This is a genomic window from Paenibacillus glycanilyticus (assembly GCF_051200795.1).
Classification (GTDB): Bacteria; Bacillota; Bacilli; order Paenibacillales; family Paenibacillaceae; genus Pristimantibacillus; species Pristimantibacillus glycanilyticus.
The window spans coordinates 2,826,584-2,841,952 of sequence record NZ_CP195155.1; the positions used below are offsets into that span (position 1 = coordinate 2,826,584).

The following is a 15,369-nucleotide window of genomic DNA, read 5'->3' on the forward strand; positions in this document are numbered from 1 at the left end:
TATCTTACCGGCATGCCAAACGCTAGTGACGGTGCGAAGGATAGGTGATGCAATAGATGAGCGGACATGTCATGTCGGGATCGAATAACGGAGCAAGGCCGTCCCGTCAAATTAATGTGGTGTTGAGAAGCCAGGAACCGGTCCAAATGACGGCTTCTGCGCCTGTCGTGGATAATGAACCTCTGCCAGCCGTCAAGCCGCTCCCGCCGGGAGACCATTTTGCCGATATTCAGAAAGAGCTTGAGCCGATGGTGGGGATGGACAATGTAAAAGCCCTTATTTACGAAGTCTATGCGCTTTTATATATAACCCGTATGCGTTCGGAGGCCGGCTTGTCCGGCGGTTCCCATGTCTATCATATGATCTTTAAGGGGAATCCCGGAACCGGCAAAACAACGATAGCCCGAATTGTGGCGAAGCTGTTCCAGAAGATGGGCGTGCTCTCGAAAGGGCATCTGATCGAAGTGGAGCGGGCTGATCTGGTTGGCGAATATATCGGGCATACGGCTCAGAAGACGCGGGATATGGTACGGAAGGCGATTGGCGGCGTTCTATTCGTGGACGAAGCGTACAGCCTTGCGCGCGGCGGAGAGAAGGATTTCGGCAAGGAGGCCATTGACACGCTCGTAAAGGCGATGGAGGATCACCGCAATCAGTTTGTGCTGATTCTGGCGGGGTATCCGGCGGAGATTGATCATTTTCTGCTGACCAATCCCGGTCTGCCTTCGCGTTTTCCGATCCAAATCGATTTTCCGGACTATTCCATTGACCAATTAATCCAAATTTCCGAGCTGATGGCGAAGGAACGCGATTATAATTTAATGCCGCAGTCCATATTTAAGTTAAGGCAGCATTTGATTCAAGAGAAGATGAGCGACATATTTTCGTTTAGCAATGCCAGGTACGTGCGGAATATTATTGAGAAATCGATCCGTTACCAGGCTGTCAGGCTGCTGAACCAATATTCCAACAGTATTCCCCCCAAGCAAGAACTGATGGCCATCAAGCCGGAGGATTTCAAATGGGAAACCAAATAACTCCACTCTAGAAGGAGCAAACATGCGAGAAAAAACATTTAATACGACGGCTACGATGCTGGAACGCGCCGTATTGGTCAGCTTGGTTACCCCGAATATTAAGCGTGGCATTAGCGATCCGGAGCATTCGCTCGAGGAGCTTGTTGCGCTTGCCGAGACGGCGGGAACCGAAGTGCTGACTACGATGGTGCAAAATAAAGAAGCCCCCGATACCAAATGGTTTATCGGCAAGGGGAAGGTCGAAGAATTAAGAGCGATTGCCGACGAGTTGGGAGCGACAACGGCGATATTTGACCAAGAGCTGTCCGGTGCGCAGGTTCGGAATCTGGAGGAAACGCTGGATCTGAAAATTGTGGACCGGACGCAGCTTATTCTGGATATTTTCGCGCAGCGGGCGAAGACTCGCGAAGGCATCATCCAGGTTGAGCTTGCCCAGCTCAGCTATTTGCTTCCGCGTTTGTCGGGCCACGGCAAGAATCTGTCGCGGCTTGGCGGCGGGATCGGAACGAGAGGTCCGGGCGAATCCAAGCTCGAGACAGACAGGCGTCATATTAGAGGCCGTATTTCCGATCTGAAGGCGCAGCTCGACGAAGTGGTTCGCCACCGGAAGCTGCACCGGGAGAGAAGGAAGAAATCAGGCGTTATTCAGGTTGCGCTTGTAGGCTATACGAATGCCGGAAAATCTACGTTGCTCCGTGAACTGACAAGCGCTGACGTTTATGTGGAGAACCAGCTGTTCGCCACGCTTGACCCGACTTCCCGTACGCTGGAGCTGCCGAACGGCAGAGAGGTCGTACTAACGGATACGGTTGGTTTTATTCAGAACCTTCCTCATGACCTTGTCGCGGCATTCCGCGCTACGCTGGAGGAAGTGCTGGAAGCTGATCTGGTACTCCACGTCGTTGACGGCAGCTCGCCAATGCGCGAGGAGCAGATGAGAGTCGTGGAACAAATTATTGGCGATCTAGGAGCGGCGGGAACGCCTAGCTTAACGATCTACAATAAAAAAGACCTTTGCGAAGAAAATCACGTGGAATTGCCGACACCGGGCACGGACACGCTTGTTATCAGCGCTTATCAAAAAGAGGACCTCGAGCTCGTGCGGAATAAAATTCAGGATAAATTGACCGGCGACACGGTTGCGTTTATTCTGCCGGCTGATCGCGGCGACCTGATTGCGCTTGCTTACCGCAGTGGGGAAGTCGTGGGCAACGAAGTGAGCGAGGATGGCGAATCCTTGCGTCTGACCGTACAGGTAAGCCGTCAGGCATACGAACAAAACGGTTATAAGCTTCAGCCGTATATTGAATAATAGAATAGGGTTTACGTTAACTTAAGGGAGAGACAGGCTTAGAATGAGTTACAATGCGCAGGAAGACAATGAATCCGTATGGGATGAACTTGAAAAATTAGCGGACGAAGCGGAGGAGCTGGCTGCAGGCCAGCTTCGCTCCATTGACCGCATCGCCGAAAAAAATCAATGGAAGGTGATCCGGGCTTTTCAGCGGCATCAGGTCAGCGATTTTCATTTTACCGGCTCAACGGGGTATGGCTATAATGACCGGGGCCGTGAAGTGCTTGATCTGGTCTACGCGGATGTATTTGGAGCGGAAGCCGCGCTTGTGCGTCCGCATTTCGTGTCGGGTACGCACACCATCGGGTGCGCGTTATTTGGCGTGCTCCGGCCGGGGGATGAGCTCCTTTACATTACAGGTAAGCCATACGATACGCTGCACAAGGTGATCGGCAAGCCCGGAGACGGGACGGGCTCTCTTCAGGATTGGGGCGTCCGCTATAACGAGGTGGCTCTGCACGAGGACGGAAGTCTGGATTGGACTGGCATTGAAGCCGGCATTAACGAGCGGACGAAGGTTATCGGCATTCAGCGATCGAGAGGCTACAGCTGGAGGGCGTCATTTACCGTTGCCGAGATTGGCGATATGGTTCAGCGCGTGAAGCAAATCAAGCCGGATGTGCTTGTATTTGTAGATAACTGCTACGGGGAATTTACCGAGCTTCTGGAGCCAACCCAGGTTGGCGTTGATCTCATGGCGGGCTCGCTTATCAAAAATCCCGGAGGCGGCCTTGCTTCGACCGGGGGATACATCGTTGGTACTGCTGCTGCGGTGGAGCAGGCTGCCTATCGTCTTACGGCGCCTGGCATCGGAGGCGAAGTTGGCGCGATGCTTGACACGCTGCGAGGTATTTATCAGGGCTTGTTCCTGGCGCCGCATTTGGTTGGACAAGCTGTTAAAGGAAGCGTATTTGCTTCGGCAATGTTCGAGCAGCTTGGCTTTGAAACGAAACCGCATTGGTCTGAGCCGCGTACTGACCTTATACAGGCTGTCCGTTTTGGCGGTGCGGAGCAGTTGATCGCTTTTGTACAGGGGATTCAGAAGGCTGCGGCGGTAGATTCGCATGTTGTGCCCGAGCCATGGGACATGCCGGGATATGAGCATCCCGTCATTATGGCGGCAGGGACGTTTATTCAAGGCGGAAGCCTTGAATTGTCTGCGGACGCGCCTATCCGCGAGCCTTATATCGCTTATATGCAAGGCGGTTTGACGTTTGCCCATGCGAAGTTTGGTGTTCTCACGGCGTTACGTCGACTCATTAACAACGGGCTTATCATAATTAAACGTAATTAAACCTAACACAACTTGACACGTTTTTGGTAGGGCGTTATGATAGGTGTATAAATGAGCGACTGGAAGGTTGATGCGACATGGGTGACGATATTCGTAGAAACATGGCCTTATTTCCGATCGGTATCGTAATGAAGCTGACGGATCTAACGGCGCGTCAAATTCGTTATTATGAGCAGCATGAATTGATTGTTCCCGCCAGAACGGCGGGCAACCAGCGACTGTTCTCTTTTAATGACGTTGAACGGTTACTGGAAATTAAGGCGTTAATCGAAAAAGGCGTTAATATCGCCGGCATTAAGCAAGTCATGAATCCGGTTTCAAAAGAATCGGATGATGCAACAATCGTAAGCGAGCAATCCGAAGTGAAGCGCAAGGAGCTTTCCGATGCGCAGCTGCACCGCCTTCTCAAGCAGCAATTGCTGGAGAAACGCCCTGGCCAGGCTTCGCTTATTCAAGGCCAGTTGTCCCGTTTCTTGAACAAGCGCTAGCATGTCCTATTAAAGCGTATGCTTACGAAGCAAGAATTGCTTCACAATTCTTTAAGTTTATGCTTACGAAGTAAGAATAGCTTCGCAATTCTTTAAGCGTATGCTTCCGAAGCAAGAATTGCTTCACAATTCTTTTAAAGGAGATGAATGCTGTGAGCTACACAAAAGAGGATATCAAACGCATTGCGGAGGAACAGAACGTACGATTTATCCGTCTTCAATTTACCGATTTGCTCGGAACGATCAAAAACGTAGAGATTCCGGTAAGCCAGCTGGATAAAGCATTAGACAATAAAATGATGTTCGATGGATCTTCCATTGAAGGTTACGTTCGTATCGAAGAATCTGACATGTACTTATACCCTGATCTGGATACTTGGGTCGTATTCCCATGGGTTGCGCAAGACCGCGTTGCCCGCCTGATCTGTGATATTTATATGCCTGACGGCACTCCGTTTGCGGGCGACCCGCGCGGTATTCTGAAGCGTGCGCTGCAAGAGGCGGAAGAAATGGGCTTTACGGCGATGAACGTTGGTCCGGAACCGGAATTCTTCCTGTTCAAAACGGATGAGCGCGGCGAGCCTACAACCGAGCTGAATGACCAGGGCGGATACTTCGACCTTGCGCCTATGGACATGGGAGAGAACTGCCGCCGTGAAATCGTATTGACGCTGGAAGAAATGGGCTTCGAGATTGAAGCTTCCCACCATGAGGTTGCTCCAGGCCAGCATGAGATCGACTTCAAATATGCGGATGCGATCAAAGCCGCAGACCAAATTCAAACGTTTAAGCTTGTTGTTAAGACGATTGCGAGACAACATGGTCTCCATGCCACCTTTATGCCGAAACCTCTGTTCGGCGTAAACGGTTCCGGTATGCACTGTCACCAATCGCTCTTCCAAGGCAGCACAAACGTATTCTATGACGAGAAGGATCGTCTGGGTCTTAGCCAAACCGCACGTTACTACATGGCAGGCATCCTCGAGCATGCTCGCGCGATGGCGGCTATTACGAACCCTACCATTAACTCGTACAAGCGGATGGTTCCCGGTTATGAAGCGCCTTGCTATGTAGCTTGGTCGGCAAGCAACCGCTCGCCAATGATCCGTATCCCGGCTTCCCGCGGACTTAGCACGCGTATCGAGGTTCGCAACCCGGACCCGGCTGCCAACCCGTATCTGGCTCTTGCCGTAATGCTGAAAGCCGGCCTTGACGGCATCAAGAACAAAACGACGCTTCCGGCTCCTGTAGACCGCAACATCTACATCATGACGGAAGAGGAGCGCCTGGAGTCCGGCGTGCCAAGCCTTCCTTCCGATCTGAAGGAAGCGCTCGACGAAATGCTTCGCAGCGACGTGATCTGCGATGCGCTTGGCGAACATGCTCTTGCCCATTTCTACGAACTGAAAGAAATCGAATGGGACATGTACAAAACACAAGTCCATCAATGGGAACGCGATCAGTATCTGACGCTGTACTAAGATGGAAATCCCTTGGCGCTCTAAGCGTCAGGGGATTTTTTTCTATCTCTTATATAACAACGGTGGGCTGGCTGGAATAACGTTCGCAAGGATGATGTAAACAACAAGATTACAGGGGATAAAGAGGAGGAACAGCAGTCTTACAAACAAGGAGGAAAGGTTGAAGTATTCGGCGATTCCTCCGCAAACTCCGGCAATGGATTTATCAAGACCTCGTTAATTTTTTCTTCACGCTTAACCACCTCGTCGCCTAAAGATGAAGTAATACGATAATACCATAATCAGGTAAAAAAGAGGCTGTTCTCCCTTACCGAATGCGAAATCGGATTAGCGGGAACAGCCTCTTTTATGCGAACAGATTAGTGAAAGTCACGGAACAAGCCAACTACTTTACCAAGAATGGTGACATTGTTCAAACGGATTGGCTCCATGGTGGAGTTCTCCGGCTGAAGGCGGATATGATCCTTCTCTTTGTAGAAGGTCTTAACCGTCGCTTCGTCATCTTCCGTCATGGCTACTACGATATCGCCGTTGTTGGCGGTCTGCTGCTGGCGGACGATAACATAGTCACCGTTATGTATGCCGGCTTCAATCATGCTGTCACCAATGACATTCAGGATAAATACCTCGTCGTCGCCAACGAAGTGTGCGGATAACGGGAAGTACTCTTCAATATTCTCAGTCGCCGTAATCGGCACGCCTGCCGTTACTTTGCCGACGATTGGCACTTGAGCCACAGCGGGGAGGATAATGCCGTCAACACCGTCTTGATCCAAAATTTCGATCGCCCGAGGTTTCGTTGGATCTCGTCTGATCAGGCCTTTCTTCTCTAGCCGATCCAGATGGCCGTGAACGGTGGAGCTTGACGCCAGGCCAACCGCTTCGCCGATTTCGCGAACAGAAGGCGGGTATCCTTTGTCCCGAACCTCATTCTTAATAAATTCAAGAATCGACTGTTGGCGGTTCGAAATCTTAGACACGTGAATCACTCCAATGTAATATTTGTAGAAAATTATAGCATAGAACCGGAGTTCGTACAAACATAAGTTCTTAAAAACAAAAGTTCGCATTTTTTTATTGACTGCAAACATTTGTTCGTGTTATTCTAAGAACACAAGAAAACAGAACAAACGTTCGGGGAGCGATAATAATGATCATGAATCCGTCTTTTTATAAAAGTATCCATAAGGAAAAAACCGCTAAATCGTTCAAATCGCGGGGTCATCACGTTCAACGTCATGCTTTTAAACTTATTGTGTGTGCTGCAGTGTTCGTTCTTCTTTTTACAAGCTTCCTTATGATGCGTACGAATGCATCGTCCGATCATATTCAAGAGGCTGCAGCGAATGAGCAAACGGTTATCGTAACGACGGGGGATACGCTGTGGGGGATTGCAGATCGTTTTTCCGAGGGCTCCAAGGACATAAGACAATACATATACAAGATTAAGGAACGCAACCAGTTAAGCTCGGTTGAGCTTCGGCCAGGACAGGTATTAATTATTCCTCAATAGGCCATATAATCGGAAGGACAGGCTATTCGGACACAGGATGTTCGAAATTGCCTGTCCTTTTGTTATTCTTCTATCATTGCCTTGACAATTGCTCGCGTTAAAAGTCAAAATAGGTAAGAAGGATGAGTAATAAGCAAATGAGGTGAAGGCAGTGGAAGAAGTCATCGCGCGTATTAACGAATTATCCCGTAAAAATAAAACGGTAGGTTTGACCGAAGAGGAAATTGCGGAACGTGCCGTATTGCGCCAGAAATATTTGGAGAATTTCAAAAGGAATTTCCGCCAGCAGTTGGATTCGATCGAGATTGTAGACGGCGATCCTAACGATGTTGCTCATTAATTAAGTCATACAACTATATAACTAGCGTTGGCGCCGTTCCATGAACGGCGTCTGCAATATACAATGGGAGGAATAAGCTTGTCACGCACGTGGGAGCGCAAAGTGCGCAAAAATACGAACCAAATCAACAAAGCGCGTAAAAAGCACGGAGCATCGCAGATTGGCACTTCATCGAAACCCAAGGTAGACCGGTTTACCGGCCGCAACTACATATTCCCGATTGTGCTCATTTTGTTGATCAGCATGTATACGGTATTCGTTACGACGGATCCTTCCTTTGAGCCTACGTCTATGTTCTGGGTAACGATCGGCTGCTACATTTTCCTGGCGCTTATTTTCTTCTTGCGCCGTCCTTACATTTCAATCGGCAAGGATTATATCCAGACCCGTAAAATGACGGGGGACAAGCAGCTGCACGTATCCAACATTAAAGGGATCAGCGTTCAAAACGGTGCGGTCGTGATCATGCAGCAAAAAGGCGCAAACTGGGTATTCTCGCGGCTGCTTAACCGTTACCCAACGGATGAGATCGGCAGCAGACTGCAGGATTTCGCCAAAACACACAATTTGCCTTTCGAACAAAAATAGAAAAAGAGTAGGAGAGTTATGCGAATTATGGGGAAGCAAGCGGTACTATTTGATCTTGACGATACGTTGTTGTGGGATGACCGCAGCGTAAAAGAAGCATTTGAAGCAACATGCCAAGCCGGTGCGGAAGCTGCTGGCGTTGATCCGGAGCAGCTTGAAGAAGCCGTACGCAAAGAAGCGCGAGCTCTTTATGAATCCTATGAGACGTTCCCGTTCACGAAGATGATCGGTATTAACCCGTTTGAAGGACTCTGGGCGAATTTCCGCGAAGGCGAGCAGGAAGAGTTCCGCAAGCTGGAGCAGCTTGCGCCGGGCTACCGCAAGGAAGCTTGGACTCGCGGCTTGCGCGCGCTTGGCGTTGATAACGAAGAGCTTGGCGCTAAGCTGGCAGAGCAGTTCCCAGCGGAACGCCGCAAACGTCCTTTTGTCTATGACGAAACGTTCCGCGTGCTGGATGCGCTTAAAGGAAAGTATAAGCTGCTCCTGCTGACAAACGGTTCTCCGGATCTGCAGCGCGAGAAGCTTGCCGGCGTTCCTGAGCTGACTCCTTACTTCGATCACATCATTATCTCGGGCGAGTACGGTGAAGGCAAGCCTGCCGCTTCCATCTTCCGTCATGCGATGGAACGGCTCGGAATCGAGCCGGATCATGGCATTATGGTTGGCGACAAGCTGACTACCGATATTCTCGGTGCGAATACGGTTGGCATGACATCCGTATGGGTGAACCGTCACGGTGCTGTGCGCAATGACGAAATCATTCCTTCGCATGAGATTGCTCATTTGGAAGAACTGCTGCTGCTTCTCGAGCAATAATGGACAAGACAAAGCCCCTCGCCATCGGAAGATGGAACGAGGGGCTTTTTTGTTTCCACAATAGAATTAAAATTTTCAAGACCATTTCAGTTGTTGAAACTAAAATTCTATTTAGCGATAATACCAACCTTTAACCGCGGTCACTCATCATCGAGTGACTACGAAAAAGGTTTTCTCACTTAACGAAAGCAGGATCTTCGAATGGATGCGCAATCCAGCCTTCTGTTTCAATGAACAGGCGTACGGCCACGATTTGGCGGTTATCCATCAACGTGAAGAAATGAGGGATTCTTTCCGGAACGGAGATCACGTCGCCGGCTTCGAGTTCAACGTCGAAGTAACCGACTTCTTCGGTGCCTTTGATAACGAAGATGCCTTTGCCGGCTGTAATCGCGCGAACTTCATCTTCTGTATGTGTATGAACGGATTCGAATTTCTTCAGCAGTTCATCAAGGTTTGGAGTTGCATCGGATAAAGTAATGATGTCCCAAGTTTTGTAACCGCGGCGAGCGGCAAGATCCGTAATTTCAGCATTGAAAGTGGACAGAACTTCTGCTTTCTCTTCATCGGAGAGAACAAATCTCTCTTTGAGGTGCGCAGGGAGTTTAGTTGCATCCCAATGTTCGTAAAGAACTTCTTGTTTGTCTAAAAATTCACGAACGTTCTGTTCACCAGAAATACGTTCATTAGTATTGCGAATGCGGATTTCAGCCATTCTCAATCCCTCTTTCCCTATAGAAATTAACTGATAAGTCCAATTATATAGCAAATGTAGTCAAATGTCGATGGACTGCCTTTTCAGAGTGCGGCTATTCTGTTACACTGTTTGTTAATGATTTTCGGAGGAAGGGTGTACGAAATTTGTTGAAACCGACCATACAAGAATTGATGCAGCAGCGGATACTCATCCTGGACGGAGCGATGGGAACAATGATTCAGCAGGCGGATTTGACTGCTGATGATTTTGGCGGAGAAGAGCTTGACGGCTGTAATGAAATGCTCGTATTAACGCGTCCGGATGTTATTTCGATGATCCATGAGAAGTATCTGGAAGCCGGCGCCGATATTTTGGAAACCAACACGTTTGGCGCGACTAGCGTCGTATTGGCGGAATATGACATTCCGGAAAAAGCCCGCGAAATTAACCTTGCTGCCGCCAAGCTGGCAAGAGACGCGGCGGATAAATTCTCGACACCTGACCGCCCTCGGTATGTAGCCGGCGCTTTGGGACCAACTACAAAAACTTTGTCCGTAACCGGCGGAGTTACCTTTGACGAGCTTGTAGACAGCTATTATGAACAAACGGTTGCCTTAATCGAAGGCGACGTAGACGCTATCCTTCTGGAGACATCGCAGGATACCTTGAACGTTAAAGCGGGAAGCATCGGGATCCGCAAGGCATTTGCGGCCATGAACCGCGAGCTTCCGATAATGATTTCGGGTACGATTGAGCCGATGGGCACGACGCTTGCCGGTCAATCCATTGAATCCTTCTACATTTCCCTGGAACATCTGAAACCGATTTCGATCGGACTGAACTGCGCAACGGGACCGGAATTCATGCGCGACCATATCCGCTCGCTGAGCGAAATTGCCGATGCGGCTGTCAGCTGTTATCCTAACGCGGGCCTGCCGGATGAGAACGGTCATTACCATGAATCACCCGAATCTCTTGCGCGAAAAATGTCGGCATTTGCCGAGCAGGGCTGGCTTAACATTGCGGGCGGCTGCTGCGGCACAACTCCGGCGCACATTAAAGCTTTGCATGATACGATGGCGAATTACGCGCCGCGTACGCAGTACGGTACTCATCCGGCGGCTGTGTCCGGTATCGATACGGTGTTTATCGAAGACGATAACCGTCCGATTATGATTGGCGAACGGACTAATATTTCCGGATCCCGGAAGTTCAAACGGTTGATTAAAGAAGGCAAGTTCGACGAGGCTTCGGAAATCGCGCGTTCCCAGGTTAAAGGCGGAGCTCATATTATCGATATCAACCTGCAGGATACGGACATTGACGAAGCCTATGCGGTACATGAGTTCCTGCCGCAGGTCGTAAAGAAGATTAAAGTGCCGTTAATGCTCGATTCGACGTATGACCATATCATCGAGCTTGGTCTGAAGTATTCGCAAGGCAAAGCCATCATCAACTCGATTAACCTGGAAGACGGCGAATCGAAGTTCGAGAAGATCCTGCCGCTCATTCATCAATACGGTGCCGCGGTTGTCATGATCCTGATCGATGAACGCGGACAGGCGGTCTCCCGCGAAGCGAAGATGGAAGTGGCTGAACGTTCTTATAATCTCCTTGTTAATAAATACGGCATGAATCCGGAAGATATCATTTTCGACCCGAACATGTTCCCGGTTGGCTCCGGCGACCCGCAATATATCGGATCCGCTGTTGAGACGATTGAAGGCATCCGGATGATTAAGGAGAAGTTCCCGAAAGCTAAGACGATTCTGGGTCTGAGCAACATCTCGTTTGGTCTGCCTGACGCGGGCCGCGAGGTACTGAACTCGGTCTACCTGTACCACTGTACGAAAGCCGGTCTTGATTATGCGATCGTAAATACGGAAAAACTGGAGCGGTATGCTTCCATTCCGGAGGAAGAGCGCAAGCTGGCGGAAGATCTGATCTATAACACGAACGACGATACGCTTGCTGCGTTCGTTGCGGCATTCCGCGAGAAGAAAGTCGTGAAGAAGGAGAAGGTATCGAATCTTTCTCTGGAGGAGCGTCTTGCTTCTTACATCGTGGAAGGCACGAAGGAAGGACTTATTCCCGACCTTGACGAAGCGCTCAAGAAATATACGGCGCTCGAAGTAATCAACGGTCCGTTGATGCGCGGGATGGAAGAAGTAGGGCGCCTGTTCAACAATAACGAGCTCATCGTAGCGGAGGTGCTGCAAAGCGCCGAGGTTATGAAGGCATCGGTAGCCCATCTGGAACAGTTCATGGAAAAGAATGAAACCTCCGTGAAGGGCAAAATCATTCTGGCTACGGTAAAAGGCGATGTGCATGACATCGGCAAAAACCTTGTCGAGATTATTTTGTCGAACAACGGTTACAAAATTATCAACCTGGGCATCAAAGTACCGCCTGAACAGCTGATTGAAGCGCAGCGCAAGGAAAATGCCGACATTATCGGTCTATCCGGTCTGCTCGTCAAATCCGCTCAACAGATGGTCGTAACCGCACAGGATATGCGTAACGCGGGTATTTCCGCTCCAATCATGGTTGGAGGCGCAGCACTTACGCGTAAATTCACGAAGACAAGAATCGGCCCCGAATACGACGGCTTGACGTTGTATGCGAAGGATGCGATGGACGGTCTGGATCTTGCGAACAAGCTGATGGATAAAGAGCATCGAGGCAAAATGGAAGAGGAATTGCGGATTTACAAGGAATCCGGCGGCGATGTGGAAGAGGAGAAAAAACCTCAGCCGCAGCTAACCCGGGTTGAACGCTCGAAAATCTCCGTGGATGCGCCGGTCTATATCCCGCCGGATACGGACAGACATATTTTGCGGGACGTTCCGATTCCGCATATCATTCCTTACGTGAACATGCAAATGCTGCTTGGTCATCACCTGGGGCTGAAGGGCAACGTGGATAACCTTCTCCAGGAAGGCAACGAGAAGGCCGTGCAATTGAAAGAAACCGTTGACGGGATTTTGCAGGAAGGCACAACAAACGGTATTATTAAGGCACATGGCATGTACCGTTTCTTCCCGGCGCAATCGTCCGGCAATGATATCATCATCTATGATCCTCAGGATCATACGAAGGAGATCAAGCGGTTTACGTTCCCGCGCCAGCAGGTAGAGCCATTCCTTTGCCTGGCGGATTATCTGAAGCCGGTGGATAGCGGCGTAATGGACTATGTCGGTTTCCTTGTCGTTACAGCCGGTCAAGGCGTACGCGAGCTGGCAAACGAGTGGAAGGAAAAAGGCGATTATCTTCGCTCGCATGCCTTGCAATCGGTAGCCCTGGAGGTAGCCGAGGCGATGGCGGAACGCGTCCATCATATGATGCGCGATATTTGGGGGTACCCGGATCCGGCGACAATGACGATGAAGCAGCGCTTTGGCGCCCGTTATCAAGGCATTCGCGTATCCTTCGGTTATCCGGCATGTCCGAACCTGGAAGATCAAGGACCGCTGTTCGAGCTGATGAAGCCGGAAGATATCGGCGTGGAATTGACGGAAGGCTTCATGATGGAGCCGGAAGCATCCGTATCCGCGATGGTATTCGCCCATCCGGAAGCGCAATATTTCAACGTTGAAAAAGTAGAACGATAGATGCAAGCTAAGCCTCCGTAAGCAATGGCTGGTTGACCAACCAGCCCCGGCTAGCGGGGGCTTTCATCCTATTCATATGGTGATCTGGAGGTGGCAGCACAATGGAAATATGGTTTCTTGGAACAGGCGCAGGCCGCCCGATGAAGCATCGGAACGTAACGTCCATCGCGCTCAGGCTGCCGGATCCGGACTGTTCGTTATGGATGTTTGACGCTGGCGAAGGGACTCAGCATCAGTTGATGCATACGCCGCTTAAGCTTAACAAGCTTGAGGCGCTGTTCGTTACCCATCTGCATGGCGATCATACATACGGGATTCCTGGGCTGCTCAGCACCCGGTCCTACGTTGGAGGCAACGGTCCGCTCCAGCTGTTCGGTCCTCCGGGTATCCGCGAGATGATTGAGACAGCGCTTACGCTTAGCAGTACCCGAATTGATTACGAAATTACCTACCATGAAGTGTCCGAAGGAATTGTCTATAAAACCGAGCGTTACACGGTTGAAGCACTGCCGCTGGAGCACCGCGTTCCTTGCTTTGGCTACCGCATTACCGAATGCGAAAGCCCGGGCAAGCTGAATGTCGAGCGGCTGCATCAGTTGGGCGTCCCGGCAGGTCCGTTGTTTGGGCGGATTAAAAAAGGGGAAGATATTACGCTGCCTGACGGAACGCTCGTCCGAGCGGCAGACGTAGCGGGAAAACCGCAATGCGGCCGGATTATTACCATTGCAGGCGATACTAAGCCTTGCGACAATGCTTTAAGACTGGCTCAAAATGCGGATCTGCTCGTGCATGAAGCCACCTTTGCGGCCGGTCAGGAAGAGAAAGCCCATTTGTACGGGCATTCTACAACCGTGGAAGCGGCAACTACCGCGCGTAACGCCAATGCCAAAAAGCTGATCATGACGCATTTCAGCACAAGGTTTGTCGATGAGGATCTTGCGGGCCTTGAAGAGGAAGCAAGGACGATTTTCCCGGAATCCTATGCCGCCCACGACCTGTATCACACCGAAATTCCCCGTCCCAAAGAGTAGCGAGCCAGCTCCTTACAAAATCAACACGGTTCGAAAATAATCCCGTAACGGTCCCGTATTATGCTGGTACTAAATCTGCGGCTAAGGAGATGAGGTCAGGTGGATACGGGAAGTCATTTGCTGTTTGGCGCAACACTTGGCGGTCTTGCCATGCTGGATCCGGTTATTTCGGTTCATCCGGAGATCGGGTATGCGGTTCTGGCCGGTACGGTGCTGGGCAGCCATGCGCCGGATTTTGACGTATTTGCAAGGTTGAAGGGGCAAGCCGCCTATATTAGGAATCATCGGGGGATTACGCATTCCGTGCCGGCTCCGCTTGTCTGGGCTGCCGGGATTGGCGGAGCATTCGCATGGCTGTTCGGCGTGCTGGATCATGTCCTTTTGGTCATGTTATGGACGCTTGCCGCGGTATGCTTCCATATTGCTCTAGATCTGTTCAACACGTATGGCGTCCAATGCCTGAGGCCGTTCTCCAGGAAATGGTGGCATTTGGATGCCCTTTGCCTGTTTGATCCGTATTTGTTCGGAGCTCATGCGATCGGATTGCTCTTCTGGATAGTTGGCATCTTCCCGCCGGGACCAATGTTTGCCGGTATTTACGCCGCAACCATTCTCTACATCGCCATACGTCTGCGGCTGCGCTGGCGGATCAAAAGAAGGCTTAAGCTCCAGCTTGGCAGGGTCACGGCCATCACGCTTGTACCAAGCATGTCGGGCAGGAGCTGGCAATTTACCGCCGACTGCGGGGATTGCTATCGCACGGGCACCGTAACCGGCAGCCGGATCCGTCTGGAATCCACGGTGGTCAAATATAAGCCAAGCGAGCATGTTCCGGCCGTAAAGGCCGCACTGGAGGCCGACGGGGTAAAAGCCTTTCTAGGTTTTGCCGACCAGGTTCATTTGCAGGTGGAGGAAAAACAGGACGGCTACGAGGTATCGTGGAAAGACGTACGGTTCTGGCGGGACAATCAAATGGCATTTGGCGTTGATGTTCAACTGGACCGGAATATGAAGGTGCTTGGCCATCATGTCGGCTGGAGCAAGCGTTCCTGGGAATCGCCTCATGTATAATCCATAATCATGACCCGCCTCTTACGGGAGGCGGGTTTTTTATTTGCC

At 50.6% G+C, this 15,369-nt stretch carries 15 protein-coding genes; 12 read left to right on the forward strand and 3 right to left on the reverse strand.

Annotated features, from left to right (window positions below; genetic code table 11):
- Positions 1-56 precede the first annotated feature (56 nt).
- The 5 genes from ACR9FF_RS12940 (at position 57) to glnA (ending at position 5,654) form a co-directional block, all read left to right on the forward strand.
- Entirely contained in the window at positions 57-1,037 is a 981-nt protein-coding gene (locus ACR9FF_RS12940; protein ID WP_127491396.1) for an AAA family ATPase, read from the forward strand.
- A 22-nt stretch (positions 1,038-1,059) separates the two neighbouring features.
- A complete protein-coding gene (gene hflX, locus ACR9FF_RS12945; RefSeq protein ID WP_435171521.1) occupies positions 1,060-2,349 on the forward strand; it encodes a GTPase HflX in 1,290 nt (429 codons plus the stop codon).
- Positions 2,350-2,392: 43 nt separating this feature from the next.
- Positions 2,393-3,685, forward strand: coding sequence for an aminotransferase class I/II-fold pyridoxal phosphate-dependent enzyme (locus tag ACR9FF_RS12950; protein WP_317980543.1), 1,293 nt, complete (start codon positions 2,393-2,395; stop codon positions 3,683-3,685).
- A gap of 77 nt (positions 3,686-3,762) precedes the next feature.
- Positions 3,763-4,173, forward strand: a complete 411-nt coding sequence (locus tag ACR9FF_RS12955; protein ID WP_015844216.1) for a MerR family transcriptional regulator — start codon at positions 3,763-3,765, stop codon at positions 4,171-4,173.
- 152 nt (positions 4,174-4,325) lie between these two features.
- Complete coding sequence (gene glnA, locus ACR9FF_RS12960) at positions 4,326-5,654, forward strand: type I glutamate--ammonia ligase (RefSeq protein WP_127491389.1); 1,329 nt, start codon at positions 4,326-4,328, stop codon at positions 5,652-5,654.
- 42 nt (positions 5,655-5,696) lie between these two features.
- Here the strand turns inward: glnA and ACR9FF_RS12965 are convergent, their stop codons facing one another.
- On the reverse strand, positions 5,697-5,804 hold the full coding sequence (locus ACR9FF_RS12965) for a hypothetical protein (RefSeq protein ID WP_435171524.1): 108 nt from the start codon (positions 5,802-5,804) through the stop codon (positions 5,697-5,699).
- Between the two features lie 209 nt (positions 5,805-6,013).
- On the reverse strand, positions 6,014-6,634 hold the full coding sequence (gene lexA, locus ACR9FF_RS12970; protein WP_127491293.1) for a transcriptional repressor LexA: 621 nt from the start codon (positions 6,632-6,634) through the stop codon (positions 6,014-6,016).
- Between the two features lie 317 nt (positions 6,635-6,951).
- Here lexA and ACR9FF_RS12975 point away from each other — a divergent pair, with 317 nt between their 5' ends.
- The 4 genes from ACR9FF_RS12975 to ACR9FF_RS12990 all read left to right on the forward strand — a co-directional run bounded on the left by ACR9FF_RS12975 (position 6,952) and on the right by ACR9FF_RS12990 (position 8,911).
- Complete coding sequence (locus ACR9FF_RS12975; protein WP_164775355.1) at positions 6,952-7,167, forward strand: LysM peptidoglycan-binding domain-containing protein; 216 nt, start codon at positions 6,952-6,954, stop codon at positions 7,165-7,167.
- Between the two features lie 151 nt (positions 7,168-7,318).
- Positions 7,319-7,507 (forward strand): DUF896 domain-containing protein, encoded by a 189-nt coding sequence (locus tag ACR9FF_RS12980; RefSeq protein ID WP_015844221.1) that lies wholly within the window; start codon positions 7,319-7,321, stop codon positions 7,505-7,507.
- A 78-nt stretch (positions 7,508-7,585) separates the two neighbouring features.
- The gene (locus ACR9FF_RS12985) at positions 7,586-8,095 is read left to right on the forward strand and encodes a hypothetical protein (protein WP_127491289.1); all 510 of its coding nucleotides are present in this window, start codon (positions 7,586-7,588) and stop codon (positions 8,093-8,095) included.
- Between the two features lie 27 nt (positions 8,096-8,122).
- Positions 8,123-8,911 carry an HAD family hydrolase gene (locus ACR9FF_RS12990; protein ID WP_127491287.1) on the forward strand — a complete coding sequence of 263 codons (789 nt, stop codon included), beginning with the start codon at positions 8,123-8,125 and terminating at the stop codon, positions 8,909-8,911.
- Positions 8,912-9,086: 175 nt separating this feature from the next.
- On the opposite strand, the gene ACR9FF_RS12995 is transcribed toward ACR9FF_RS12990, so the two are convergent.
- Positions 9,087-9,626, reverse strand: a complete 540-nt coding sequence (locus tag ACR9FF_RS12995) for a 1,2-dihydroxy-3-keto-5-methylthiopentene dioxygenase (RefSeq protein WP_127491285.1) — start codon at positions 9,624-9,626, stop codon at positions 9,087-9,089.
- Positions 9,627-9,772: 146 nt separating this feature from the next.
- Here ACR9FF_RS12995 and metH point away from each other — a divergent pair, with 146 nt between their 5' ends.
- The 3 genes from metH to ACR9FF_RS13010 all read left to right on the forward strand — a co-directional run bounded on the left by metH (position 9,773) and on the right by ACR9FF_RS13010 (position 15,321).
- The gene (gene metH / locus ACR9FF_RS13000) at positions 9,773-13,219 is read left to right on the forward strand and encodes a methionine synthase (protein ID WP_435171528.1); all 3,447 of its coding nucleotides are present in this window, start codon (positions 9,773-9,775) and stop codon (positions 13,217-13,219) included.
- A gap of 101 nt (positions 13,220-13,320) precedes the next feature.
- Positions 13,321-14,250, forward strand: a complete 930-nt coding sequence (gene rnz / locus ACR9FF_RS13005) for a ribonuclease Z (protein ID WP_435171530.1) — start codon at positions 13,321-13,323, stop codon at positions 14,248-14,250.
- A 99-nt stretch (positions 14,251-14,349) separates the two neighbouring features.
- Positions 14,350-15,321, forward strand: coding sequence for a metal-dependent hydrolase (locus tag ACR9FF_RS13010; RefSeq protein ID WP_435171532.1), 972 nt, complete (start codon positions 14,350-14,352; stop codon positions 15,319-15,321).
- The last annotated feature ends 48 nt before the right edge of the window (positions 15,322-15,369 follow it).

What these genes read in the sequence shown, in the direction of transcription:
- ACR9FF_RS12950 (WP_317980543.1), top strand. Translation starts at nt 2,393, where the DNA reads ATGAGTTACAATGCGCAGGAAGACAATGAATCCGTATGGGATGAACTT.
- ACR9FF_RS12955 (WP_015844216.1), top strand. Translation starts at nt 3,763, where the DNA reads ATGGGTGACGATATTCGTAGAAACATGGCCTTATTTCCGATCGGTATC.
- ACR9FF_RS12975 (WP_164775355.1), top strand. Translation starts at nt 6,952, where the DNA reads ATGATGCGTACGAATGCATCGTCCGATCATATTCAAGAGGCTGCAGCG.
- ACR9FF_RS12940 (WP_127491396.1), top strand. Translation starts at nt 57, where the DNA reads ATGAGCGGACATGTCATGTCGGGATCGAATAACGGAGCAAGGCCGTCC.
- ACR9FF_RS12990 (WP_127491287.1), top strand. Translation starts at nt 8,123, where the DNA reads ATGGGGAAGCAAGCGGTACTATTTGATCTTGACGATACGTTGTTGTGG.
- rnz (WP_435171530.1), top strand. Translation starts at nt 13,321, where the DNA reads ATGGAAATATGGTTTCTTGGAACAGGCGCAGGCCGCCCGATGAAGCAT.
- hflX (WP_435171521.1), top strand. Translation starts at nt 1,060, where the DNA reads ATGCGAGAAAAAACATTTAATACGACGGCTACGATGCTGGAACGCGCC.
- ACR9FF_RS12995 (WP_127491285.1), bottom strand. Translation starts at nt 9,626, where the DNA reads ATGGCTGAAATCCGCATTCGCAATACTAATGAACGTATTTCTGGTGAA.